At 69.6% G+C, this 23,852-nt stretch carries 19 protein-coding genes; 6 read left to right on the top strand and 13 right to left on the bottom strand.

Features of this window, described 5'->3' with window-relative positions; translation table 11 throughout:
• Nucleotides 1-116 precede the first annotated feature (116 nt).
• The 6 genes from Q8O14_05160 to Q8O14_05135 all read left to right on the top strand — a co-directional run bounded on the left by Q8O14_05160 (nucleotide 117) and on the right by Q8O14_05135 (nucleotide 4,918).
• Nucleotides 117-824, top strand: a complete 708-nt coding sequence (locus tag Q8O14_05160; GenBank protein MDP2360125.1) for an HAD-IA family hydrolase — start codon at nucleotides 117-119, stop codon at nucleotides 822-824.
• A 4-nt stretch (nucleotides 825-828) separates the two neighbouring features.
• The gene (locus Q8O14_05155) at nucleotides 829-1,188 is read left to right on the top strand and encodes a hypothetical protein (protein MDP2360124.1); all 360 of its coding nucleotides are present in this window, start codon (nucleotides 829-831) and stop codon (nucleotides 1,186-1,188) included.
• A gap of 284 nt (nucleotides 1,189-1,472) precedes the next feature.
• Nucleotides 1,473-3,092 carry an NAD(P)H-hydrate dehydratase gene (locus tag Q8O14_05150; GenBank protein MDP2360123.1) on the top strand — a complete coding sequence of 540 codons (1,620 nt, stop codon included), beginning with the start codon at nucleotides 1,473-1,475 and terminating at the stop codon, nucleotides 3,090-3,092.
• On the top strand, nucleotides 3,089-3,508 hold the full coding sequence (locus tag Q8O14_05145) for a VanZ family protein (protein ID MDP2360122.1): 420 nt from the start codon (nucleotides 3,089-3,091) through the stop codon (nucleotides 3,506-3,508). Before Q8O14_05150 ends, Q8O14_05145 begins: the two co-directional genes overlap by 4 nt.
• Nucleotides 3,505-4,251: a class I SAM-dependent methyltransferase gene (locus Q8O14_05140; protein MDP2360121.1), complete on the top strand. Its 747-nt coding sequence runs from the start codon at nucleotides 3,505-3,507 to the stop codon at nucleotides 4,249-4,251. Before Q8O14_05145 ends, Q8O14_05140 begins: the two co-directional genes overlap by 4 nt.
• 211 nt (nucleotides 4,252-4,462) lie before the next feature.
• A complete protein-coding gene (locus tag Q8O14_05135) occupies nucleotides 4,463-4,918 on the top strand; it encodes a single-stranded DNA-binding protein (protein MDP2360120.1) in 456 nt (151 codons plus the stop codon).
• A 280-nt stretch (nucleotides 4,919-5,198) separates the two neighbouring features.
• Here Q8O14_05135 and Q8O14_05130 read toward each other — a convergent pair whose 3' ends face one another.
• The 13 genes from Q8O14_05130 to yihA all read right to left on the bottom strand — a co-directional run bounded on the left by Q8O14_05130 (nucleotide 5,199) and on the right by yihA (nucleotide 23,851).
• Nucleotides 5,199-5,717 carry a dihydrofolate reductase family protein gene (locus tag Q8O14_05130; GenBank protein MDP2360119.1) on the bottom strand — a complete coding sequence of 173 codons (519 nt, stop codon included), beginning with the start codon at nucleotides 5,715-5,717 and terminating at the stop codon, nucleotides 5,199-5,201.
• Between the two features lie 31 nt (nucleotides 5,718-5,748).
• On the bottom strand, nucleotides 5,749-6,873 hold the full coding sequence (gene obgE, locus Q8O14_05125; protein MDP2360118.1) for a GTPase ObgE: 1,125 nt from the start codon (nucleotides 6,871-6,873) through the stop codon (nucleotides 5,749-5,751).
• Nucleotides 6,874-6,970: 97 nt separating this feature from the next.
• On the bottom strand, nucleotides 6,971-9,424 hold the full coding sequence (locus tag Q8O14_05120) for a T9SS type A sorting domain-containing protein (protein MDP2360117.1): 2,454 nt from the start codon (nucleotides 9,422-9,424) through the stop codon (nucleotides 6,971-6,973).
• Nucleotides 9,425-9,689: 265 nt separating this feature from the next.
• On the bottom strand, nucleotides 9,690-12,059 hold the full coding sequence (locus Q8O14_05115) for a hypothetical protein (protein ID MDP2360116.1): 2,370 nt from the start codon (nucleotides 12,057-12,059) through the stop codon (nucleotides 9,690-9,692).
• Between the two features lie 203 nt (nucleotides 12,060-12,262).
• On the bottom strand, nucleotides 12,263-13,837 hold the full coding sequence (locus Q8O14_05110) for a hypothetical protein (GenBank protein ID MDP2360115.1): 1,575 nt from the start codon (nucleotides 13,835-13,837) through the stop codon (nucleotides 12,263-12,265).
• 12 nt (nucleotides 13,838-13,849) lie between these two features.
• The gene (gene hutH, locus Q8O14_05105; protein MDP2360114.1) at nucleotides 13,850-15,403 is read right to left on the bottom strand and encodes a histidine ammonia-lyase; all 1,554 of its coding nucleotides are present in this window, start codon (nucleotides 15,401-15,403) and stop codon (nucleotides 13,850-13,852) included.
• On the bottom strand, nucleotides 15,400-17,160 hold the full coding sequence (locus Q8O14_05100; GenBank protein ID MDP2360113.1) for a M20/M25/M40 family metallo-hydrolase: 1,761 nt from the start codon (nucleotides 17,158-17,160) through the stop codon (nucleotides 15,400-15,402). The genes hutH and Q8O14_05100 overlap by 4 nt, the downstream gene beginning before the upstream one ends.
• On the bottom strand, nucleotides 17,157-18,482 hold the full coding sequence (locus Q8O14_05095; GenBank protein MDP2360112.1) for an SPOR domain-containing protein: 1,326 nt from the start codon (nucleotides 18,480-18,482) through the stop codon (nucleotides 17,157-17,159). The genes Q8O14_05100 and Q8O14_05095 overlap by 4 nt, the downstream gene beginning before the upstream one ends.
• Nucleotides 18,483-18,574: 92 nt before the next feature.
• Complete coding sequence (locus tag Q8O14_05090) at nucleotides 18,575-20,524, bottom strand: transglycosylase domain-containing protein (protein ID MDP2360111.1); 1,950 nt, start codon at nucleotides 20,522-20,524, stop codon at nucleotides 18,575-18,577.
• Nucleotides 20,521-21,327 (bottom strand): hypothetical protein, encoded by an 807-nt coding sequence (locus Q8O14_05085; GenBank protein ID MDP2360110.1) that lies wholly within the window; start codon nucleotides 21,325-21,327, stop codon nucleotides 20,521-20,523. Before Q8O14_05085 ends, Q8O14_05090 begins: the two co-directional genes overlap by 4 nt.
• Nucleotides 21,328-21,373: 46 nt before the next feature.
• Nucleotides 21,374-22,258, bottom strand: coding sequence for a DUF58 domain-containing protein (locus Q8O14_05080; protein MDP2360109.1), 885 nt, complete (start codon nucleotides 22,256-22,258; stop codon nucleotides 21,374-21,376).
• Between the two features lies 1 nt (nucleotide 22,259).
• Nucleotides 22,260-23,231 carry an AAA family ATPase gene (locus tag Q8O14_05075; GenBank protein ID MDP2360108.1) on the bottom strand — a complete coding sequence of 324 codons (972 nt, stop codon included), beginning with the start codon at nucleotides 23,229-23,231 and terminating at the stop codon, nucleotides 22,260-22,262.
• 17 nt (nucleotides 23,232-23,248) lie between these two features.
• Nucleotides 23,249-23,851: a ribosome biogenesis GTP-binding protein YihA/YsxC gene (gene yihA, locus Q8O14_05070; GenBank protein MDP2360107.1), complete on the bottom strand. Its 603-nt coding sequence runs from the start codon at nucleotides 23,849-23,851 to the stop codon at nucleotides 23,249-23,251.
• Nucleotide 23,852: the final 1 nt, after the last annotated feature.

The following is a 23,852-nucleotide window of genomic DNA, read 5'->3' as shown; positions in this document are numbered from 1 at the left end:
CTGACTTTTCTGGGCATGGCCCATGGTATCACTCTGGTACCATTCCATCATAACAGCGCGCCAGGCGTCTGACACCGCGGACATCGAGTCCTATCTTCCCCGCCAAGGAGGCCTCCATGCAGATCAAGGCCGTCATTTTCGACCTGGACAACACCCTGGTCGATTTCATGAAGATGAAGCGCGAGGCGGTGGCCGCCGCGGCGCGGGCGATGGTGGACCACGGCCTGCCCATGAAAGAGGAGGAGGCGGTGACGCGCCTCTTCGACATCTACGACCGGCGCGGCATCGAATATCAGGAGGTGCTGGACCATTTCCTGGCCGAGGAGCTGGGCCGCCTCGACCACCGCCTGCTGGCCGCCGGGGTGGTGGCCTACCGGCGGGCGCGCGAGGCCAACATGGTCCTCTATCCGCACGTCAAGCTGACGCTGATGGAGCTGATTCGCCGCGGCTACAAGCTGGGCGTGCTGTCCGACGCGCCGGCGCGCCAGGCCTGGCTGCGCCTGGCCAGCCTTGGCCTGCTCCACTACTTCCAGCACGTCATCACCCACGACGACACGGGCAAGTGGAAGCCCGACCCTGCCCCCTTCCGCAGCATGCTGGAGCTGCTGAAGCTGGGCCACGACGAGGTGCTGATGGTGGGGGACTGGCCGGACCGCGACATCCAGGGCGCCCGCAACCTGCACATCCGCACCGCCCTGGCCATCTACGGCTCGGACTTCGACACGGAGAACAGCGGCGCCGACTTCCTTTTGCACAGCATCGACGAGTTGCTGCCCATCCTCGACACGCTGAACAAGGGCTGCCATCCGGGCTGGAGCGACTGATCCCGTGATCCTGCACCGCGCCTTCCGCGAAGCCCCCCTGGATGAGCTGCGCCCTCACCCCGCCTCCTTCAGCGAGGAGGAGGAGCGCTACCTTGCCCGGGCCGGCCATGGGCGGGGCTCGCGGGCGGCCCGGCAGCTTCTGAAGGAGCTGGTGCGGGAGTGGCTGGCCGCACAGGGCCGGGAGGTGGCCGCCGCCCTCATCGAGGTGCTGCCGCCCGCTGGACCCGATCCCGGCCCGCCGCTGTTGCGGTTGCCGGAGGACGTGGCGCCGCCCGCTTGCCACTGGCACGTCTCGCTCGCCCACAGCCGCACCCATGCGGCGGCGCTGCTGGTGGTGGAAGAGGACGCCGGTCGGTGCGTGTGATGTCAGGGCTTGAGAGGCCCATGGGATCCCAGCTTTCGCTGGGACAAACTTGTTTGATGACATGAAGGTGAAGGCCACGGGCCAACCTGCGGTTGGCCTCGGCCTGAACCAATCGCCAAGGTGATGGCACGAGGTGATAGGGCCGTCTGTTCGACGGCGGCCTCGCGGCCGCCTGGTCGGGGCCCTGAATGCCTTGGAGTGCGCTTCTTTGGCGCCATCGTTCTTCTCGCGAGAAAAAGGGTGGCAAGAGCTTGGCGCGTCAGCGCCGCATAAAGGAGTCGATGATGGATTGGATCCTGTCCGTGGAGGAGATGCAGGCCTGCGACCGCCGCGCCAGCGGCGAGCTGGGCCTGCCCTCCGTCTGCCTGATGGAAAACGCCGGACGCGGTTGTGCCGAGGCCATCCTGGACCATCTGGAGGAGAGCGGCGGCACCCACGTCACGGTTTGCTGCGGCGGCGGCAACAACGGCGGCGACGGTTACGTGGCCGCCCGCTGCCTGGCCAACGCCGGCATTGCCGTGCGCGTGCTGTCCACGGTCAGGGGCGACCAGCTCAAGGGGGACGCCGCCGTCATGCGTGGCGTGGCGGAGCGGATGGGCCTTGAGATCATCGACCTGGACCCCGAGGGCGACCTGCCCGAACTGCGCGACACGGACCTCCTCGTCGACGCGCTGCTGGGCTCCGGGAGCACGGGCGCTCCCCGTGGCCTGATCCAGCGCCTCATCGCCGCCATCGGCGATCTGGACCTGCCCGTCTGGTCCATCGACCTCCCCTCCGGCGTGGAGGCCGACAGCGGCGAGGTCCCCGGCGTGGTCATCCAGGCCGCGCAGACCCTGACCATGGCCGCCCCCAAGCGCGGCCTCCTGCTGCCGCCCGGCCGTGACTTCGCCGGTGAGGTGACGGTGGTGGACATCGGTTACTCCGTGGAGCAGCTGCTCGAGGGCGAGCCCTGGGCCCGCGCCGACGGGCACGAGATCGCCGCCTTGGTGCCGCCGCGCGCCCCCAGCGCCCACAAGGGCGACTTCGGCAAGGTGGTGCTGCTGGCCGGCTCGCCCGGCATGGCGGGCGCCGCCCTGCTCTGCGCCAAGGCCGTGCTGCGCTGCGGCGCCGGGCTGGCCCGGCTGGCCAGCGACGAGGAGACGATCCGCCAGATCGCCGGCCACATGCCGGAGGTGATGACGCTGCCCCTCCCCGCGGAAAGCGGCAAGAAGCGCCTGGAGCGCCTGCTCAAGGCGTTGGAGTGGGCCGACGTGCTGGCCCTGGGTCCCGGCCTGGGCCGCGCCGAGGAGACACGCAGCCTGGTGCGCGACCTGGTGCTGCACGCGCCGGTGCCGGTCATCCTGGACGCCGACGGCCTGGACGCCTTCCGCGGACAGCTGGAGCTGCTGGGCGAGGTGGAGGCCGACCTCTGCCTGACGCCCCACGCCGCCGAGTTCGACCGCCTGACCGGTGGCGACCCGTCCTTGTCGCCCTTCCGCCGCGTCCTGGCCGCCCGCGAGCTGGCCGCCCGGCACGAGCTGACCCTGGTCCTGAAAGGCGCTCCCACCGTCGTCTGCTACAGCACGGGGGACATCCTGATCAACCGCACGGGCAGCCATGCCCTGGCGACAGGGGGAGCCGGCGACGTGCTGACCGGCATGATCGCCGGCCTGGCCGCCCAGGGCGTGGAGTTGGACCAGGCCGCCCTCCTGGCTTGCGATCTGCATGGCCTCAGCGGCGACCTGGCGGCGGCGGAGCTGGGCGCCCATTCCGTCATCTCGCCGGATCTGCTGCGCTACATCCCGGCAGCTTTGCGGCACCTGGAGCAGGGCGATGGCCGGTCCGCCCATGGGAGCGGGGCGGGATCCCACAGTCACGAAGGCTGCGACTGCGCGACCCATCATCATCAGGGCGACGCGGCATGAGCCTGGCCGCCCGCCTCGACCGCATGCCGCCGTGGGCGGAGTGGTGCGCCCTGGGGCTGGTGCTGGCCGCCATCTGGCTGGGCAGCTCCATCCCTCCTGCCGAGTTCCCTGATCTGGGCATCTTCAGCTACGACAAGCTGCTCCACCTGCTGGAATACCTGGGGCTGGGATCGGCCCTCTGGCTGGTGGGGCGGCGCCGCTGGCTGCCGCGCATCCAGGCACGGACCGGCTCCGCCCTGTCCGCCCTGCTGCTGGGCGTGGTGCTGCCGGGGGCGCTCTGGGCGCTGACCGATGAAGTCCACCAGCTCTTCGTGGGCCGTGACTGCAGCCTGTGGGACTGGCTGGCCGATGTGGCCGGCCTGCTGCTGGCCGTCGCCCTGGTCCGGGCCGTGGAGCGCCGCGACGCCCGCCCGTGAAGGAGTTCGCCGACCATTTCTCCGGCCACGCCCCGGACTACTCCGCCTACCGCCCGAGCTACCCCGCGTCCTTCATCCGGCGCCTGGCCCAGTCCGCCCCGGACCACCGCCTGGCCTGGGACGTGGGGACAGGCAACGGCCAGGCCGCCCTCCTGTTGGCCGCGCATTTCGAGCGGGTGCGCGCCACCGACGCCAGTGCCGACCAGCTGCGCCAAGCCTTGTCCCACCCCCGGGTTGATTACCAGCTGGGCCGGGAGGATGAGTCGGGTTTGGCCGATGGCGCGGCGGACCTCGTCTGCGCCGCCCAGGCCGCCCACTGGTTCGACCACGGGCGCTTCCACCAGGAGGCGGACCGGGCGCTGAGGCCGGGCGGGCTACTGGCGGTTTGGGCCTATGGGCTGGCCATCGTGGATGCCGAAGTGGATGGCCTGGTGCGCGATCTCCACCGGCGGCTGGATCCCTGGTGGCCGCCGGAGCGGCGTTGGGTGGACGAGGGCTACCGCGGCCTGCCTTTCCCTTACCCCGACCTGCCGACCGAAAGCTGGACCATGGAAGGGGAGCTGGACCGGGCGGACTACCTGGGCTATCTGGGCACCTGGTCGGCTCTGCGCCGGGCGCGGCGGGGCGGGGCGGGGGATCCCCTGGCGGAATGCGCCGAAGAGCTGTCCGCCCACTGGCCGCGGGAGGAGCGCCGCCTGGTGCGCTGGCCCCTCCACCTGCGCTGGGGGCACAAGCCCGGCTGAGCGTCACCTTCCTTATGTTCCAGGGGGAGGACAGGCACGATCCCCATCAGCCGCCGCGACCCCGACCGTGCGCGAATCGGGACAGGGTTCGACTCAAGGGTGAATCAGAGGCCCTCGTTGGAAACCGATGGCCGGCCCCGGGCGTTGGGCGGGCCTGACTGCGCCGGTCCGTCACCGGCGTCCGTATCAACCACACGAATGGAGGACGAACATGGTTAACAAGGTCATGCTGATCGGGCGCCTGGGGAAGGATCCCGAATTCCGCACCACGCCCACCGGCATTGCCGTGGCCCACTTCTCCCTGGCCACCGATGAGCGGCGCAAGAACGAGAACGGCGAGCTGACATCGAAGACGGAGTGGCACCGCATCGTGCTGTTCCGCCGTCCGGCGGAGATCGCCCGCGACTACCTGCGCAAGGGATCGCTCATTTACCTGGAAGGGAAGATCCACTACGACAGCTACGAGAACAAGGAAGGCCAGAAGGTCTACACCACTGAGATCCTGGGTGACAACTTCCAGATGCTGGACAGCCGCTCCGACCGCGGCGGGGACAACGTGGACCGCACCACCAGCCAGGAGCGCCCGGCCCCCGGCATCGAGAGCAACCTGCCGGCCGGAAAGGCCCCGGTGGACGCCATGGCCGACGACGAGGACCTGCCCTTCTAGCCGCTGGTCCCAGGGCTGTCGATAGGGTTGGCGCCCAGGTCGAGGCCGGTGCTTCGGAGCTTTCGCCGCGCATGCTGGCGGCATGTGCAAGAAGGCTGCGCGAATGCCGGACCGCCTGGCCGGAGGCCAGCGCCCGGTGGTGCGATGAAGACCGCGAAGCGACCATGTCCGCCAGGCTGCACGCTGGACGGAACCCCTACTCGAGAAAAGGAGCCCCGGCGTGTCTGGCGTCGGGGCTTTGTTGCGCGCAGGCTCCAGGGCCGGGACGGCGCGGGTCCTGTCACACGAAGCGATAGCGGTTCTGCACCAGGCCCTGGCCGAGCACGCGGCTGGACACCAGCTCCAGGCCGCCGGCCGCCGCACCGCCGAAGAGGGGAATGCCGCCACCCAGGACCACGGGCACGGTGGTGAGGATCAGCTCGGTGATCAGCCCCTCGGCCAGACAGGCCGCCGCCAACTCGCCGCCGCCCACCAGCCAGGCCCGGTGGTGATCCTCCTGCCCAAGGTGGGCCAGCACCTCCCCGGGTGAACCCTGCGCCGCCGCCACGCCGGGCGGTGGCGCATGGAGCGCCTGCCGGGTGAAGACCCTCGTGGCCTTGTCCTTCCAGAGCCAGGGTCCCAGGCCGAGGGCGTGCCGGTAGGTGCGACCGCCCATCACCAGGCAGTCCACCGAGGCGTAGAAGTCGCCGTAACCGTAATCGTCCTGCCCGCCCTCGTAGGGGGACAGCCAGTCCACCCCGCCCTCCGGGGTGGCGATGTGGCCGTCCAGGCTGGCCGCCGCATAGTAGACCAGTTCCATCCACCTCTCCGTCTTCCAAGATCCCTTCGTGTCACTTGCGCTTGCGGCGACGGCGGGCCGTGTCCTCAGGATCCTCCGGCGGCGTGCGCCAGCGCTCCGTGGCCGCTTGGTCGGGATGCTGAGCCGGCTCCGCCGCGGGTGGGGGATTCTCCTCCCGGCGCGGTCGGAAGAGCTGGCGCGGCTGGCGCGCCTCCTGTTCTTCGAGCAGGGTGCCCACCCGCCGGGTGAGGGACTTGAGACGGGTGCCGGTGGCGGCGCTGACCAGCAGGTCGTAGTCCAGCTTGAGGCGCCGGCGGCTGGGCGTGGTCACGTCGCATTTGTTGAGCACGACGAGGGAGGGGCGCGCTGCCAGTTCCGGCGAGTAGCGGGCCAGTTCCTCGCGCAGGACGCGCAATTGATCAGTCGGATCCTCGGCGCTCACATCCACCAGATAGATGAGCAGGCGGCAGCGCTCCACGTGGCGCAGGAACTGGTGGCCCAGGCCACGGCCCTCGTGGGCGCCCTCGATCAGGCCGGGGATGTCCGCCAGGGCGAAGGACTTGTACTCGGCGTAAGGCACGATGCCGATGTTGGGCACCAGGGTGGTGAAGGGATAGTCCGCCACCTTGGGCCGCGCCGCGCTGAGGGCGGCCAGCAGGGTGGATTTGCCTGCGTTGGGGAAGCCCACCAGGCCGACGTCGGCCAGGATCTTCAACTCCAGCTCGATCTCCAGCTCCTGACCCGGGCCGCCCGGCGTGGCATGGCGTGGCGTCTGCTGGGTGGCGGATTTGAAGCGGGCGTTGCCCTTGCCGCCGTGGCCGCCGTTGAGCAGAACCTCGCTCTGGCCCGGCGTTGTCATGTCCAGGAGCAGGGCGCCCGTGGCCGCGTTGCGCACCTGGGTGCCGGGCGGCACGTGGATGACGATGTCCCGCCCGCCCCGGCCCCGCCGCAGGCGGCCGGACCCCGGCTTGCCGTTCTCCGCCTCGAAGGTGCGGCTCCACTTGAAATCCAGCAGGTTCATGCGGCCTTCGTCCACCTCCACCACCACGTCGCCGCCGCGGCCGCCGTCGCCGCCGTCCGGCCCGCCCTTGGGCAGGTACTTGGCGCGGTGCAGGCTGACGCAGCCGTCACCTCCGCTGCCGCTGCGCACGATGATCCGCACATGATCGATGAACATGGACCTCCTCCCGCCACCGGCCCGCTCGCCAGCGGCCTGTCAAGAAAAGCGCCCCCGATCGGGGACCGGGGGCGCTGTACGCTGTCTGGGGCGCTGCCTACTTGGTCAGCAGCATCTTCCGCGTCTCGCTCGTACCGGCGGCCTCCAGGGTGTAGAAGTACACGCCGCTGGAGAGCTGGCTGCCGTCGAAGCTCACGGCATGGCGGCCGGCGCCCAGCTGGCCGTTGACCAGCGTCGCCACCGTCTCGCCGCGCAGGTTGTGCACCTTCAGGCTGGCCTGTCCGGCCTTCTCCAGCGTGAAGCTGATCTCCGTCGCCGGATTGAAGGGGTTGGGCACGTTCTGGGCCAGGGCGAAGGAGGCGGGGGCCACCGGCTCCGCCAAGTCCGAGGTGCACTCGTAAATGATCTGGCTCTCGTACTGGGCCAGGTTCTCGAGGTCGATCAGCTCGACCAGTGAGCCTTCGGCGTTGGGGCCATAGTACTCGTAGCGGTAGAGGCGGGTGGTGCCGTCATCGAACTCGAACTTGAAGGCGTGCTGCCTCACCGGGAACCCCTGGCGGCCGACGCCCAGATGCACCTGCAGGATGCTTTGGGGAGCCATGGCGCCGTTCCACTCGTCGCAGTCGGCCGGGTCCACGATCCACTCCGTGTTCGCCAGCGGATCGCCCGGCTTCACCTCCCAGGTGAAGAAGAGGTCGGCGGTGCCGAAGACGTCCAGCATGTCATGATACATGGTGAGACGCTGGAGGTGGCGGACCTGGCTGCCCTCGTTGAAGACACAGATACGGTCATAATAGAGGACGCTGTCCAGGGCCCCGTTGGTCCAATACACGCCGCGGTGGCTGTTGTAGTGGCTGAGGCCGATGTGGCCCTCGGCGTTCCAGGGCGTGCCTGTATGGGGCGGCACGTCCGTCACCGGGATGCGCATGTAGTAGATGTTGTTCTCCGTCTCGATGGAGCCGTCGTTGTCGTTCGAGTTGCGGATGGAGGCGCCGGCGTGCAGGTCCAGCATGAAGCTGAGGTGCAGGTAGCCGTTGTCCACCACCTCGGCCAGGGAGCCGAAGGTCTCGCTCCAGCAGTTGGGGGACTCGCAGCCGGGGCTGGGCGTCTGGGTGATGTTGACGCGCGGGCCCCAGGTCAGGCCATTGTCGGCGGAGCAGGCCATGAAGAACTCACCGTTGGCCATCCGCTTGTTGTCCGAACCGGGGGCGCGCCGGTCGTTCTTGTCGTAGGCGTTCCACAGGGCGTAGAGGTAACCGGTGGCCGGGTCGTGGGCCAGCTGGACGCGGTCCTCCTTGATGCGGAAGACGCCGCTGAAGGGATAGGGCAGGTCGCCCGCCTCGTCGTCGGCGGTCAGCCAGCCGGCAATGTGGCCGAACTGGCCCGTGGTGGCGTTGTAGTGCCAGATGGAGCTGTGGTAGTCCACATGGCTGAACTCGGTCATGTAATAGGTGTCGTCCGCCAGGTCGATGAAGAGCAGGCTGTCCGCATAAGACACGGGCGTCGGCCAGGCCACGTGCAGGTTGGGCGTCTCCGCCGTGTCGTAGATGGCGTCCATGTCCGCGTAGCCGAACACGCCCACCCGGAAGGGGGCCGTCGAGGCGGGATCATGGTACTTGGTGATGTTGAGCGGATTGCCCTGGGCGATGCGGGCGAAGACATTGTTGCTCGCGTCACGCGCCTCGTAGACCATCACGTCATGGTGCCACTGGCCGGCGCCGTAGCTGGCGTCGTAGAAAATGGAGGGCGTGGCCGGAGCGTCAGGTCCGAAAACGACGGCCGCCCCCGGCGCATTCTTGGCCGCGGTCATGGTGGCGCTCAGCGTGTTGCTGGCGTTGGTGACCAGGACATAGGTGCCATCCCAGGAGGCGCTGCTCGTGCTGGCGTTGTACCACACGGCGTCGACGTAGGCGCCCGTGATGCGCGAGTCGCTGCTCACCATATGGACTTTGTCGTTGTAGTCCACGGCGATGTGCGGCCACAGGATGTCCGCGTTCTCCGTGTTCTGGAGCAGGTTGAAGGCCAGCGAGCAGTCCCCGAAGTCCATGCCGAACCAGGAGCCGGCGCCGCTGTGGAAGCCCACCACACCGGTGTTGGGGGCCATCCCGTTGGACGGGTTGGCGCTGGCGACGGCGTGGGTCGTGTAACCGGCATGGGTGGACATCACATCGGCGGCGGGGACGACGGTGAGATTGGGATTCACGCACCAGGCCCGCACACGGCGGCCGGTGGACACGTTGATGCCGCCCATGAAGGAGCCGTGGCTGACGCCGTCGGTGCTGACGGCGATCATCTTGCCGTAGGACCCGTTGTGCTGGTAGTCATAGCGGCTGGTGCCCACCACGACATTTTGTCCGTAGGGCCAATCCACGAAGGTGCTCCCGTCGCCCTTCTGGGCCGCGACGGAGGGGGCGTCCACATTGAAGGACTGCCAGGCCGTCTTGCCCGGGTGCCGCTCGCTGAGGGGGAAACGCCCGTCCACCGGCACCAGTTGTGCCGCCAGGGCGGCCGATCCCAGTGCCAGGGAGGCGAATACAAGTGTCTTGCGCATGTTTGCCTCGCATCCTTTAGAGTTTAGACGATTGTGTTCAGCGGCTCCCGAAGTGGCGGGGGCTGGAGTTCTCTCCATTAACACCTTGTAAAAGGTTGCGATTCACCCGCCACGAATCAAGCTGGGGCATGACCCTGGGGAGTTTATCGCAATCAACATGCCAGTTCGCCCGGTCAAGGCTTGGCGGAAGCGCCACCCTCCGTCTACTCTCCGTCAGCCGTATCCGGGCCCACCTTCTACCGTTCGCGGCAAAGCAGGAAGGGCCTCACTCCGACCCGGCGCGGACTCTGAACAAGGTCTGCAGATTTCCCCCGGTGCTTGTTGTCCACTGCGTTGAGGTGGTTGTCGCCACCCGCTGCCAGCTTGAGCCCTGGTCCGAGGACGACCAGATCTCGTACCAATCGGCCTCTGGAACCACATCCCAATGAAGGAGGACCTGTCCGCCCGACGGCGGGCCGATCCGGACATGCGGGGCTTCCAGCCGCACGTAGAGCACTTGCCGAGGGTAGGAGTCCAGGTCGTCCAGGTCGATCAAGGCGACCTGTGAGCCTTGGCCACTGGGACCATAGTACTCGTAGCGGTAAGTGCGCACGGTGCCGTCGTCGAACTCGAACTTGAAGGCATGCTCACGCACCGGAAAGCCCTGGCGACCGACGCCCAGATGCACCTGCAGGATGCTGTTGGGGGCCAGGGCGCCGTTCCAATCGTCGCCGTTGGCGGGGTCCACGATCCACTCCGTGTCCGCCAGCGGATCGCCCGGCTTCACCTCCCAGGTGAAAAAGAGGTCCTCCGTGCCGAAGACATCCAGTGCGTCATGGTACATGGTGAGGCGCTGGAGGTGGCGGACCTGGCTGCCCTCGTTGAAGACGCAGATACGGTCATAATAGAGGACGCTGTCCAGAGCGCCGTTGGTCCACACCGCGCCACGGTGGCTGTTGTAGTGGCTGAGGCCGATGTGGCCCGCCGCGTTCCAGGGCGTGCCTGCATGGGGCGGCACATCCGTCACCGGGATGCGCATGTAGTAGATGTTGTTCTCCGTCTCGAGGGAGCCGTCTTGGGCCTCCGAGCTTCGAATGGAGGAGCCGGCGTGCCGGTCCAGCATGAAACTGAGGTGCAGGTGGCCGTTGTCCACCACCTCGGCCAGGGAGCCGTAGGTCTCGCTCCAGCAGTTGGGGGACTCGCAGCCGGGGCTGGGGGTCTGGGTGATGTTGACGCGCGGGCCCCAGGTCAGGCCGTTGTCGGTGGAGCAGGCCATGAAGAGCTCGCCGTTGGCCATCCGCTTGTTGTCCGAACCGGGGGCGCGCCGGTCGTTCTTGTCGTAGACGTTCCACAGGGCATAGAGGTGGCCGGTGGCCGGGTCGTGGGCGAGCTGGACGCGGTCCTCCTTGATGCGGAAGACGCCGCTGAAGGGATAGGGCAGGTCGCCCGCCTCGTCGTCGGCGGTCAGCCAACCGGCGATGTGGCCGTACTGGCCGGTGGTGGCGTTGTAGTGCCAGATGGCGCTGTGGTAGTCCACGTGGCTGAACTCGGTCATGTAATAGGTGTCGTCCGCCAGGTCGATGAAGAGCAGGCTGTCCGCGTAGGTGACGGGCGTCGGCCAGGCGACGTGCAGGTTGGGGGTCTCCGCCGAGTCGTAGATGGCGTCCATGTCCGCGTAGCCGAAGACGCCCACCCGGAAGGGAGCCGTCGAGGCGGGATCGTGGTACTTGGTGATGTTGAGCGGATTGCCCTGGGCGATGCGGGCGAAGAGGTTGTTGTTGGCGTCCCGCGCCTCGTAGACCAACACGTCGTGGTGCCACTGGCCGGCGCCGAAGAGAGCGTCGTCATAGACGGAAGGGGAGGCCAGGGCGTCCGGGCCGAAAATGATGGCCGCGCCAGGGGCATGCTTGGCCGCGGTCATGGTGGCGCTGATCGTGCCGCAGGCGCCGGTGACCTGGGCGTAAGCGCCGTCCCAGGTGGACAGGTTGCTGCTGGCGTTGTACCACACAGCACCTTGAGTCACCGTCCCGGCTTCGCTGGAGACCATGTGCACCTTGTCCCGGTAGTCCACGGCGATGTGCGGCCAGACAATGTTCGCGTTCTCCGTGTTCTGGTACAGGACGAAGGCCAGCGAGCAGTCCCCGAAGTCAAAGCCGAACCAGCAGCCGGCGCTGCCGTGGAAGCCCACCACGCTGATGTTGGGAGGCAGTCCGTTGGGCGGGTTGGGGCTGATGACGGCGTGGGTGGTGTAGCCGGAATGGATGGCCGTCACATTGAGGGCGGGAATCACCGTGAGGTTCGGATTCACGCACCAGGCCTTCACGCGCCGACCGGTTGTTACATTGATGCCGCCCATGAAGGAGCCGTGGCTGACGCCGTCGGCGCTGACGGCGATCATCTTGCCGTAGGAGCCGTTGTGCTGGAGATCATAGCGGCTGGTGCCCACCACGACAATCTGTCCGTAGGGCCAATCCACGAAAGTGCTCCCGTCGCCCTTCCCGGCCGCGATGGAAGGAGCGTCCACGTTGAAGGACTGCCAGGCCGTCTTGCCCGGGTGCCGCTCGACAAGGGGGAAGCGACCGTCCACCGGCACCCGTTGTGCCGCCAGGCCCGCGGTGGCGAGCGCCAGGACGGCGAGGCCAAACATCTTGTTCATGGTGTGATCCCTCCTGCTGATGATCGGGCAAGAAACGAGCTTCAACGCCCACGCCCCATGACGGAATGTCCACCATGTGCCGCACATGCCGGCCCATTTCTGAGACACCCAGTCCGGGTGGTCGACGTCGAAGCCCCAGGGCCGGTTCTGTGTGGGCCACGGGGGCGTGGGGCGTGCAGGGAAGGCGTCCATGCCCGGAATGGTCACTCTTCGGTCCCCTGCCGGGTCAGGTGCCAAAGCTCGCAGCCCGTGACCCGATAGCGGCCGGTGGGCGTACGCAGCTCGAGGCGCTGCGGCCAGGTGCGGGCTTGGCGATAGCGCGCGGCGGCGGCCCGCAGCCAATCCGCCAGATCGGGCTCCGCGACGCCCTCCCCGGAATCCAGCGCCAGGACGGGCCGGCGCAGGTCGTCCCCTTGCAGGCCCAGGCGGCGCAGTTCCTCCTTGAGGGCCGGGTCGCCGGATTTCTCCCACTGGGCCGCGGCCAGGGCAGGGTCCAGCCGGGGCAGGCTGCCGCCGGGGATGGTGCCGAAAAAGAGGCCGGGCTCCAGCAGGAGCAGGCCGGCCTCCAGCAGGCGCCGCAGGCCGCGGGGCTGCCGTTCCAGGGCGGCCAGGCGCACGGAGACGCCGGTCAGGACCTCGCCGGCCGGATCGAAGACCAGCCGGCCATCCACCACCTGGGCCGTCTGCAGGGCTCCCTGGTCGCCGCGCACCTCCAGCACGGTGGAATCGGGCAGATCCGCCCAGCCCAGGGCGGCGGCGCCCTCCCCCGTCCAGACAATGCCCTTCTGGCGCAAACTTCCGGCCAGGCGCAGGGCGCCCAGGCGCTGCCGACCCGCGGGATCCTGCCGCTCCAGGCCGGCCAGGCGGGCGCGGGCCTCCGGGTCGGCGCGCCCGGCGGCGATCCTTTCCAGTTCCGCCTCCAGGCGCTCCAGGGCCATCTGTTCGCCCAGGCTGGCCGGCGCCTCGCGCCGGCCCCACTGAACCGCCACTCTGTGCCAGAACTCCTCGCGGCCCGGTCCGCCGGCCTCCACTTCGCGCAGATCCCGGGCGCTCCAGACCACCGCCGGCGGCTCCCTGCTCGCCGCCCGGCGCAGGACCAGGGTCTGGCGTTGGGCAAGCAGGTCCTCCACCATCTCGCGCTCGCGGCGGGACAGGCTCTCCCAGACGGGGCGGACCCTGCCCTCCAGCTCGCCTACGCATCGAATCAAGCTGTCCATCAGCGCCTTGTCAGTGTTGCCCGCCGCCAGGGCGGCGGCCAGCCCTTCCTGCAGAAGCGGCATCTCCCTGGCCAGGTCGGGCGGGGGCTCCAGTCCGGCGGGGCGGGGCGACGCCGGACGGAGGGACCATTGCAGCAGGGCGGCCACCACCAGGGCCGCCATCACCCAGAGCAGCGAGCGCCGGCGAAGGCGGGGCTGCCAGGCCCGCCTGGCGCGACCAGCCGGGGGTCCGGCCGGCGCGGCGCCGCTGCGGGTGAAGCCGGCGCCCTCCTCCAGCACGATCTCCCCACCATCGGCCGGAGCCTGCTGGCCGGCCAAAGGATGGGTGCGATCACCGCTGGGCTCCTCCACCAACTCGAGGCGGAGGGTGAGGCCCATCTGCTCGAAGTCCCGGCGCACGGCCACGGCCTGGGAGAGGCCGTGCTCGCGCAGGACAAGGAAGGGAGGATGCCGCAGCTCGCGCCGCACCAGGGGTTCCGATAGGCCGGTGATGCGGGCCAGGCGGGCGATCACCTTGGGATCGCGCGTCTCATCCAGCAGGTAGAGGTTGTAGGCACCCATGAACGGTCTCCGTCAAGCCAAGCCGCCCACCTCGCCCTCCACGGCGCGCAGGAGGGCCCCCGACTCGATCAGCTGCTTGAGGGCGTGGTACTCGCTGCGGAAGTCGTGGTCCACCACCTCGTCGCCGCGGGCGGCCTCCCCCGCCAGGCAGGTGGCGGCCGCCATCAGCGCCGCGGCACTGCCACGGCCGGGCTGCCCGCCGCGGAAGCGGTTGCCGTAATGCCCGGCCAGCACCTCGATGGCCAGCACCGTGCCCACGTGGTCGGCGATCTCGAGCGCGTGCAGGGCCGCGTTGGCGCCCATGCTGACATGGTCCTCCTGATTGGCGCTGGTGGGAATGGAGTCCACGCTGTCAGGATGGGCCAGGGTCTTGTTCTTGGAGACGAGGGCCGCCGCCGTGTACTGGCAGATCATCATGCCGGAGTTGATCCCGCTACGCGTGACGAGGAAGGGCGGCAGCCCGTGGTTCTGGGAGGCGTCCATCAGCTTGGCCGTGCGGCGCTCCGAGATGCTGGCCAACTCGCAGAGGGCCACTTTGAGGAAGTCCAGGCAGAAGGCCATCGGCTCGCCGTGGAAGTTGCCGCCGCTCAAGAACTCGCCATCCGCCGCGAAGACGAGGGGGTTGTCCGTGACGGCGTTCATCTCGCGCTCCACGGCGGCGCGCAGCTGGGTGAAGGTGTCGCGGCAGGCCCCGTGCACCTGGGGAGCGCAGCGCACACTGTAGGAGTCCTGCACCCGCGGATGGGCGGGATCCCGCGCGTCCACCCGATCCGATCCGACGGTCAACCGGCGCACATTGTCCGCCACCGCCTCCTGGCCCGGGTGTCGGCGCAGGGCGTGGATGCGTGGATCAAAGGCGGCGGACTTGCCCTGGAGGGCCTCCAGGGTCAGGGCGAGGGCGATGTCGGCCGTGCGGGCCAGCCGCTCGGCCTTGTGCAGGAGCAGGGCGGCGGCGGCCGTCATGAACTGGGTGCCGTTGTTGAGGGCCAGGCCCTCCTTCGCCTCGAGCACCAGGGGCGCCAGCCCCTCGATCTCCAGCACCCAGGAGGCGGGCTTCCAGGCCCCGTGATACATGAGCTTGCCCTCGCCGATGAGGGGAAGCGCCATGTGGGACAGGGGGGACAGGTCCCCCGAGGCCCCCACCGAGCCCAGGGCCGGCACATGGGGCAGCAGATCGCGGTGCAGCAGCTCCAGCAATCGTTCGATCACGACTGGACGCACGCCGCTGCAACCCTGGGCCAGGCTGTGGGCGCGCAGGAGCAGCATGGCCCGCACCACCTCCGGCGCCAGCGGTTGACCGGTTGAGACGGCGTGGCTGACCAGCAGGTTGTGCTGGAGGCGGCCTTGGTCCTCGGGGGCGATCTGCACCTGCTGCAGGGCGCCGAAGCCGGTGGTGATGCCATAGATGACGTCCCCGCGGACGACGGCGGCGTCCACGAAGGCGCGGCTCTCCTCCACGGCCCGCCTCGCCTCGGCGGTCAACTCGAAGGTGCCCGCCCCGGCGGCCACTTCGGCCAGCGTCGCGATGTCCAGCCAGCTGCTGCCCACCTGTATCACGGGATTCATCGCACACGCTCCTCAAGTCGGATCGACAGCTGCAGGCGACGGCCCTCGCGCAGCAGCGCCACCTGCGCCTCGTCTCCGGACGCGAAGTGGCGCAGGGCGAAGGTGTAGTCATGGATGTTGGCCACGGGGTGGCGCCCCAGGGCGACGATGCGGTCGCCTGGCCTGAGGCCGGCCCGCTCCGCCGCGCTGCCCGCCTTCACGTCCTGGACCGTCATTCCTTCGCCCGCACTCTCGTAACCGGGCACGATGCCAAGGGCCACCCGGATGGGGGCGCCGCCCTCCGGCTGCTTCCGCGCCGTTGGCGCGACCCGCCCCACGGCCAGCCCTGGATCCAGCAGGGCCGGGATCCACCCCGCCAGGGTGCGCGCCACGGGCTCCAGGCCCTCCAGGTTGAGGCGGTCGGCCGTGTCCGTTGGCTGGTGGTAGTCCTCGTGGGGGCCGGTGAAGAGCATGAGGGCGGGGATGTCCGCCTCGCGGAAACTCTCGTGGTCGCCGCCGGGGGCTTCTGGGCAGGGCAGGGCGCGCAGCCCCGCCTCCGCCGCGGCCCGCTCCAGGGAGGGCGTCAGCTCGGGATGCTCCCCGCCGCCCAGCACCTGCAGCGCCTCGTCCCGCAGGCGGCCCACCATGTCGAGGTTGACCATCAGGTCCAGCGAGTCGATCCAGGCCGGCCTGGCGCGGAGCAGGCTGCGCGAGCCGAGGCGACCCAACTCCTCCCCACCGAAGAGCACAAGGGCCAGGGAGCGGCGCTCGCCCTCCTTCCCCGCAAGGGAGGCCTGCAGGCGCCGGGCCGTCTCCAACAGCATGGCCGTGCCGCTGGCGTTGTCGTCGGCGCCGGGGTGGAGCGTGCGGCCATCGGCCCCCATCCCCAGGTGGTCGTAGTGGGCGCCCAGCAGGATCCAGCGATCCGCCGCCCGGCCGTTGCCCGGGATGGCGGCGCCCAGGTTGCGGCTGTGGCGCTCCGCCGCCTGTTGGCGGATCTCCAGCTCCACCAGGCCCGGCACGGCAAGGGGCGGCTGCGCCTTGCGCGACCGGGAGGCTTTTGACACCAGGGTGCGCAAGGCCTGTCCGGCGGGGGCCAGGAGGCTGTCGGCGGCGCTGGCGGAAAGGGAGGCCAGGAGCGGCCCGCCCGTGTCCAGGGCGGCGTCCAGTCTGCCCAGGCGCAGCAGCTCCGCCCGCTCGGTGAAGGGGCTGTCCGCCACCAGCACGGCGGCGGCGCCGCCCGCCCGCGCCGCGGCCAGACGCCGCTCCAGCCGGCAGGCCTCCCGCCAGGCCGGCGAGCCGTCGCCCAGTCCATCGGGCACCTGGCGCACGATGAGGACGGCCTTGCCCGCCAGGGTGGCGCCCTGCAGATCGTTCCAACCCAGCTCCGGCGCCACAATGCCGAATCCACAGAAGAGGACGGGGGCGTGGATGAAGCCCGAGGACGAGGCGGCCATGGGCTGCCACGTGGCGGCGGGGAGGTCCCGCACGCCGCCCGCGGCATCCAGCCGGCCCAGGCGCGCCTGCTGCACCCGTGCCTCTTCCCGGAAGCTGAAGTAATGGCTGTGGTCCGGGAAGCCCGCCAGCGGCGCCAGGCCCAGGGCCGCCAGCTCCTGCTCCAGGCGCTTCGCGGCCAGGGCTCCGCCCGGCTCCCCGGCGCGCCGGCCCTGATAGGCGGGCGAACTCAATTCGCGGATGAGGACGGGCATGTCCAACCCGGCCGCCGGCAGCGCCAGCACTATTGCCAACAGACCTCGCGCCACGGCTCGGCTCGTCATGGATGCTCCTTCCCGGCGGGTCCTCCCCGCATCTCAAGGGTCGTCCCGCCACCGGGAACGCCGGGCGACGGCTCATGCAGCCGACCGGCAAGATCGAAGTTGGCCACGTACCATTCATCGATGTGGCCCCGGGCCTTCAGCAGCGATGCCGTGGAATCCGCCGCGGCGCGCTCGGCGAACCAGCCGAGGCGCACCCGATACCAGGTCGAGTTCTGGCGCGGCGGCAGGGCGTAGGCATAGATCTCCGCCTGATGCAGGGCCTCCACCTGGTGAACCACCTGCAGACTGTCCCGGCTGGCCGTCACCTGCAGGGTAAAACCGCCGTGGACATTGGCCGGTGGCGCGTATGCCAGCTTCGAGACGGAAGGGGCCTGGAGCGTGGGGCTTGGCTGGCGCAATCCGCGGCTGGCCAGCAGGGCCAGGACCACCGCACTGGCGAGGATGGCGGGCCGCACCCAGGAGGCGCGCAGCTGGCGGGCGCCCGTGCCCGCCTGTCGGGACACCTGGCTCATGGCCTTCCCCAGCAGACCCATGGCACTGGGGCTGATCCTTCCTTCTGGCGGCGCCTCCGGCCTCGCCTCTTCCCCTTCGCCCAGGGCGACGCTGAGATCCTCGGGCAGATCCGCCCGCACCAGGGCGCCGCGGTCCAGCGCGCCGCGCAGCAATTCGCCGGCCGCTTCGTGGCCCTCCCGGGCCAGCTGAAACAGGAGGGGCCGCACCCGGCGCAGGGCGCGCCACCGCTGGGGGGCCGGCAGGCCACGCAGGACACGATTGAGGCAGGCATGGTCGAGGGGCAGGCCGGCGGCATCCACCCTGTTCCAGAGACCCAGCAGGTCCAAAGGATCAACCTGGGCCGGATCCAGGCGGCGCAGCAGCTCCACCTCGCGCGCCGCCAGGAGGGGGCGCCGGTGCAGCAGCTCGAGCAGGGACCCCGCCCCCGCGCTGATCTGGCCGCCGGGCAGGCGCGTCCAAGCCTCAAGCAGCTGGTCCTCCCACTGGACTCGGCGTCCGGGGGACATGCCCGCCCATTGGATCCGGCTCTGATGGAAGGCGGCCAGCTGGACGGCGTCGCGCCGGTCGATCGCCTCCCAGGCGGCGGCGAGGGCGGCGGGCTCGCGCCCTTCCCGCCGGCGGGTGAGCAGGCGGGGCACGGGCAGGGCCAGGATCAGGGCCAGCGCAAGAAGCCAGCCACCCTTGGCAAGCAGACCGGGGAGCGCCAGCCCCAGCAGCAGGTAGAGCAGCCAGGCCGCCACGGCATAGGCCAGCGTAAGCTTGCCGGCCAGGCGCGCCGTCTCCAACCCCTGTTCCAGGCCCATCCTCATCGCCACCTCAGTCCTTCGTCCTCAGCCGCGGTCATCCCTCCCGCATCCGCTTTGCGCCAGCCATCAAGTCCGACCGCCACAGTCCGGCGCGCTCACAAGTCGATCATGCGCAGGGCAAGGCGCGGCCCATTGGCGTCCTCGCGGCCGCTCCACAGGTTGACGCTGCGGAACTCGACCCCATCGGGCACAGGGAAATTTCCCTGCCGGCCCAGAATCTCCTCCAGTTGCGGCAGCATGGCCTTGAAGACCTTGAGGCCGCCCGCCGCCCCGGTCACGCCCGCCTCGCGGGAGAAGCGCATGGGGTGGTTGTCGCGGTTGCCCACCCAGCTCACACAGACCAGGCGCGGCATCACGGCGCAGAACCAGCTGTCCCGGTAATCGTCGGTGGTGCCCGTCTTGCCCCCCAGATCGCCCGTGAAGGGCACGGAGAGCAAATCGCCGCCCGTGCCGTAACGCACGGCGCCCCGCAGCATGTCCAGCACCAGGTAGCTCTCCACCGGATCAAAGGCCTGCCGTTGCCGGGCTTTGTGGCGCAGCACCTCGCGCCCGAAGCGGTCTGTCACGTGCCGCACGACGAAGGCGTCGGAGCGGATGCCGCGGTTGACGAAGACGCCGTAGGCCTGGGCCAGCTCCAGCGGCCGGACAGGGAAAGTCCCCAGCGTGAGGCTGGGGCTCCGCTCCAGCGGGGCCGTGATGCCGGCGTCGCGGGCGGTGCGGATCGTCTGGGCCAGGTCGCTGCGCATGGCCACGCCGGCCACCACCACGTTGAGACTCTTCATCAGGCCGTAGACCCAGGTCTGCGAGCCGCTCTCGCTGTAGTCCCAATTGCGCGGCGTCCAGGTCATGTCGGGCAGGCGGTAGCTCTGCACGCTGTCCACCACGATGTCCAGGGGCGACCAGCCGTTGCGCAGCGTGGTGTAATAGAAGAAGGGCTTGAAGCTGCTCCCCGGCTGGCGGTTGGGGCTCAGCGCGCAGTTGAAGGCGCTGGTCAAGTAGTCTCGACCGCCCACCAGGGCCAGCACCTCGCCATTGCGCGGATCCAGCGCCACCACCGCGCCGTCCAGCGAGGTGGCATTGGCGCCCAGGCGGGTCTCCAGGCCGTCGCAGAAGGTGCTGAGCGATTGCTGGGCCAGGTCCTGCAGGCGTCCGTCCACGCTGGTGTGGATCTCCAGTCCGGCATAGGGGATGGTCTCGGGATCCAGGCCCATTTCCCGGTACTCCTTCTCCAGGTCGGCCAGGATCCAGTCCCGCAGGTGCCCGGCGTTGTTGCGCCGGCCCGGCCGGACCTTGAGCGGGCCGCCTTTGAGGCGGGCCGCCGTCTCCCGGTCCAGGTGTCCCTGGTGCTCCATGCGCGACAGCACGAGGTTGCGCCGGTCGCGGCAGGCGGCCGGGTTGGCGCGGGGATTGTAGCGGGTGGGCGCGTTGAGGATGGCCACCAGCGTGGCGGCCTCCGTCACATCCAGCTCCGAGGCGGAGCGGTCGAAATACTCTTGCGCGGCCGCCTCCACGCCCATGCTGCCGGCGCCGAAGTCCACCGTGTTGCAGTAGGCCTCCAGGATGTCCCGCTTGTCATAGCGGGCCTCCATCGCCACCGCCAGCAGGATTTCGCGCAGCTTGCGGTCCACCTTTTTCTCGAAGGTGAAGAACATGTTCTTGGCCAGCTGCTGGGTCAGGGTGGAACCGCCGCTGCGCCGCCCGGGCAGCATCTGGCTGAGCAAGGCCCGCAGGAGGGCCTGCTTGTCGATGCCATGGTGGCCCAGGAAGTCATCGTCCTCGGTGGCCAGGAGCGCCTTGACGAAGAGGGGCGACACCTCCTCCAGGGAGACGGGCAGCGAGGAACCGATGCGGCTGATGACCAAGCCGTTGCGATCCAGGATGGTGGTGCGGCGGGGCGGCTCCAGATCCCCCAACCGCTCCGGCAGATGGGGCAACTGCTGCTGGACGAACGCCGTGTAGACCAGCAGCCCGGCCAGGAACAGGCCAAGGCCCGTCATCGAGGCATAGAGGAACAGGCGCAGGACGCGCAGCAGGTTCTCGTTCACGGGCCCAGCTCCCGGCCGTTCTTGTCCATGTAGGTCTGGGCCACGCCGGCGGGACGCAGCCACTGGCGGCGGCCGGCGGCGGCCACTTCCAGCAGCACGATGCGGCCCTCCACCTGCCAGACCCGGGCCACGGCCAGTCCGGGCAGGAGGCGCAACCGCTTGAGCAGCTCGCGATGGCCGGGCACCAGACCAGCCTCCTCCTGGCCGGAGCCCACCTCCGCCAAGGCGGGATCACGCAGGGCCTCCGCCGTGTCCGCCGGCGCCACCGGACTGAGGCCAAGGGGCAGGACCTGCAGCTGCAGCAGGTCGGCCTCGGCTCCGGCCAGGCGGTTGTGGCTCTCGTCCAGGAAGGCGAAGCGGGCATGCGGTCCATGGCGGGTGACCAGCACCTGGGCCAGCCCGCGTCGCGTCAGGTGCGAGAGGTCGTCGGGCGGGATGATCTGGTCCTGCTGCCAAGCGGTGAGGCTCCCGTAGAACTCGCGAAAGGCGGCCAGCCCCATGTCGAGTTCCGGGTTGCGCGTCAAATGCTGTCGCATCTGCCCCAGGGTCACGACCCGCGCGCGCTCCACTTTCTCATGCTCGATGACGGTGCTGCGCACGACGGCCTGGCTGTCGCTCTCCTGCAGCAGGTCGAGCCGATCGTGGGCGCGGCCCGTCTCCGGGCGCCCCGCGTTGCCCAGCTGCAGCCAGTGCCCCAGGATGATCTCGGGCAGGGGACTCCAGAGCAGGGCCGCCAGGGCGGCGACCCAGGCGGCGTCCCTCAGCAGGCGACGGGATTCCAGGTGTTGCAGGATAGGCGACATGTCCCTTCGATCAACGTGGCCCGGCCGGACAGGCGGGCGGATCCCCTCATGCCATGCGCCGCCGCTTGATCAGGTACTCGAGCAGGGCGTGGTCCACGGCGCGGCCTGTGCTCAAGGTGGCAAAATCGATACCCTCCCCCAGGCAGCGGGAGCGCAGGCTCCGCACAAAGGTGGCCACCTGGCGGTTCACCTCGGCCGCCACGAGGCGGGGGTCGGCGGACAGCTCGGCGCCGCTCTCCATGTCGCGGAAGCGACCCCCGTCGAAGCGGGAGAAGTCCAACTCCGCCGGGTCGAGGGGTTGGAAGACGATCACCTCGTGGCCCTGGTGGCGGAAGTGCTTGAGGCCGCGCAGCACGGCGCTCTCCTCGTCGTAGAGGTCGCTGATGAGAATGACGAGGCCGCGGCGCTTGAGCGATTCCGCCATGCGGTGGAGGGTGGCTTCGGTGCGGGTGCCGCCGGAGGGCTGCCAATGCTCCAGCTCGTGGAGCAGCAGGCGCAGATGGCCCCGCGTGCTGCGTGGCGGGATGAGGCGGCGCAGCTCCTCGTCGAAGAGGGCGAGGCCCACCGCGTCCTGCTGGCGCACCATGAGGTACATGAGGGCGGCGGCCAGGATGGAGGCCCAGGTGAACTTGGTCACGCCCGCGCTGCCGAAGCCCATGGAAGCGCTGCCGTCGAGCAGCACGTAGCAGCGCAGGTTCGTCTCCTCCTCGTACTGCTTGACCTGGAAGCGCTCGCTGCGTGCGAAGAGCCGCCAGTCGATGTGGCGGATCTCGTCCCCGCGCTGATAGGGCCGGTGCTCGCTGAACTCCACGCTGAAGCCGTGGTAGGGGGAGCGGTGGAGGCCCGTGATGAAGCCCTCCACCACGTGCCGCGCGATCAGGTCCAGGCTGCGCAGCCGGGCGATGCGCTCGGGCGTCAGGAGGGTGGCCATCTCAGGCCGGATCCTCCAGCAGGCGGGTGACGATCATGTCGCTGGTGACGCCCTCGGCCTCGGCCGCGAAGTTGGTCAGCACCCGGTGGCGCAGGACGGGCAGGGCCATCGCCTTGAGGTCGGCCAGGTCGGGCGTGGGCCGTCCGTGGAGGATGCCCCGGCACTTGGCGCCCAGCACAAGGTACTGGCTGGCGCGCGGCCCGGCGCCCCAGCTCACCTGTTCCCGGATGAAGGGCGGCGCGTCGGGATTGCCCGGCCGCGTGCGGCTGACGAGGCGCACGGCCTGCTCCACCAGGTGGTCGGCCACGGGCGTGCGGCGCACCAGGTCCTGCAGCTGGAGGATCTGCGCCGCGTTCAGCACCGGGCGCGGGCTTTCCCCGCCGGCGCCGGTGGTGGACTTGACGATCTCCAGCTCCTCGGCGAAACTGGGGTAGTCCACGCGCAGCATGAACATGAAACGGTCCAGTTGGGCTTCGGGCAGCGGGTAGGTGCCTTCCTGCTCGATGGGATTCTGCGTGGCCAGCACGAAGAAGGGCTCCTCCAGCGGGTAGGTCGTGCCGCTCACCGTCACCTCGTGCTCCTGCATGGCCTGCAGGAGGGCGGACTGGGTCTTGGGCGGCGTGCGGTTGATCTCGTCGGCCAGGACGATGTTGGCGAAGACCGGCCCATGGAAGAAGCGGAAGCGCTTGGCGCGGGAGGCTTGGTCCTCCTCGATCACTTCGGTGCCCGTGATGTCGCCCGGCATGAGGTCGGGCGTGAACTGGATGCGGCTGAACTTGAGTTCCAGCACGCGGGCCAGGGTGGAGATGAGCAGGGTCTTGGCCAACCCCGGCACGCCCACCACCAGTCCATGCCCGCGGCAGAGCAGCGTGATGAGCAGGTGCTCGATCACCTCGTCCTGCCCCACGATCGTGCGGCGGATCTCCTGCGTCATCTGGGCCCGCGCCTCCTGCAGGGCCCGCACGGCCTCCATTCCACCGGAAAAGTCTCTCACCTCGCGTGTCCTTTCTTGAGCCAGGCGCCCAGGAAGCCCAGCAGATCGTCCCTGCCGCTGCGGGCCCGCACCGAACTGGTCAGAATCTGGAGAATGGGAAGGGAATGAAGGCGCTGTTTCATGCCCAGCAGCGCCTCGCGCTGGGCCTGGCGCCCCAGCTTGTCCGCCTTGGTCAGCACCACCACCACCGGCACCATGTTGTGGCAAAGCCAGGCCAGGCTGTCCAGGTCCTGCCGGGTGGGGGTGTGGCGGATGTCGAGCAGCTGCACGACCAGGCGGGTCCGCGCCGTTAGCAGGTAGCGCTCGATGAGCACGCCCCACTCCCGGCGAAGCTCCTGGCTGGTCTTGGCGTAGCCATAGCCGGGGAGATCGACGAAGTAGAGCGTCTCGTTGACGATGAAGTAGTTGACCAGCCTCGTCTTGCCGGGGGCGGCCGAGACCTTGGCCAGCGCTCTGCGGCCCAGCAGCAGGTTGATCAGGCTGCTCTTGCCCACGTTGGAGCGTCCGGCGAAGACGATCTCCGGCCAGGCCGGCTCCGGCAGCCGGGCGGGGTCGGCCACACTGATGAGGAAATCCGCCTGCTTGATCACCAGCGCCATG

Source organism: bacterium, from assembly GCA_030685015.1.
Lineage (GTDB): Bacteria > CAIWAD01 > CAIWAD01 > CAIWAD01 > CAIWAD01 > CAIWAD01.
Note: the sequence above shows the minus strand (reverse complement) of the source record. Positions and strands in the feature narration are given on the sequence as shown.

What these genes read in the sequence shown, in the direction of transcription:
- Q8O14_05160 (MDP2360125.1), top strand. Translation starts at nt 117, where the DNA reads ATGCAGATCAAGGCCGTCATTTTCGACCTGGACAACACCCTGGTCGAT.
- Q8O14_05150 (MDP2360123.1), top strand. Translation starts at nt 1,473, where the DNA reads ATGGATTGGATCCTGTCCGTGGAGGAGATGCAGGCCTGCGACCGCCGC.
- Q8O14_05145 (MDP2360122.1), top strand. Translation starts at nt 3,089, where the DNA reads ATGAGCCTGGCCGCCCGCCTCGACCGCATGCCGCCGTGGGCGGAGTGG.
- Q8O14_05135 (MDP2360120.1), top strand. Translation starts at nt 4,463, where the DNA reads ATGGTTAACAAGGTCATGCTGATCGGGCGCCTGGGGAAGGATCCCGAA.
- Q8O14_05130 (MDP2360119.1), bottom strand. Translation starts at nt 5,717, where the DNA reads ATGGAACTGGTCTACTATGCGGCGGCCAGCCTGGACGGCCACATCGCC.
- obgE (MDP2360118.1), bottom strand. Translation starts at nt 6,873, where the DNA reads ATGTTCATCGATCATGTGCGGATCATCGTGCGCAGCGGCAGCGGAGGT.
- Q8O14_05120 (MDP2360117.1), bottom strand. Translation starts at nt 9,424, where the DNA reads ATGCGCAAGACACTTGTATTCGCCTCCCTGGCACTGGGATCGGCCGCC.
- Q8O14_05115 (MDP2360116.1), bottom strand. Translation starts at nt 12,059, where the DNA reads ATGAACAAGATGTTTGGCCTCGCCGTCCTGGCGCTCGCCACCGCGGGC.
- Q8O14_05110 (MDP2360115.1), bottom strand. Translation starts at nt 13,837, where the DNA reads ATGGGTGCCTACAACCTCTACCTGCTGGATGAGACGCGCGATCCCAAG.
- hutH (MDP2360114.1), bottom strand. Translation starts at nt 15,403, where the DNA reads ATGAATCCCGTGATACAGGTGGGCAGCAGCTGGCTGGACATCGCGACG.
- Q8O14_05100 (MDP2360113.1), bottom strand. Translation starts at nt 17,160, where the DNA reads ATGACGAGCCGAGCCGTGGCGCGAGGTCTGTTGGCAATAGTGCTGGCG.
- Q8O14_05095 (MDP2360112.1), bottom strand. Translation starts at nt 18,482, where the DNA reads ATGAGGATGGGCCTGGAACAGGGGTTGGAGACGGCGCGCCTGGCCGGC.
- Q8O14_05085 (MDP2360110.1), bottom strand. Translation starts at nt 21,327, where the DNA reads ATGTCGCCTATCCTGCAACACCTGGAATCCCGTCGCCTGCTGAGGGAC.
- Q8O14_05080 (MDP2360109.1), bottom strand. Translation starts at nt 22,258, where the DNA reads ATGGCCACCCTCCTGACGCCCGAGCGCATCGCCCGGCTGCGCAGCCTG.
- Q8O14_05075 (MDP2360108.1), bottom strand. Translation starts at nt 23,231, where the DNA reads ATGGAGGCCGTGCGGGCCCTGCAGGAGGCGCGGGCCCAGATGACGCAG.
- yihA (MDP2360107.1), bottom strand. Translation starts at nt 23,851, where the DNA reads ATGGCGCTGGTGATCAAGCAGGCGGATTTCCTCATCAGTGTGGCCGAC.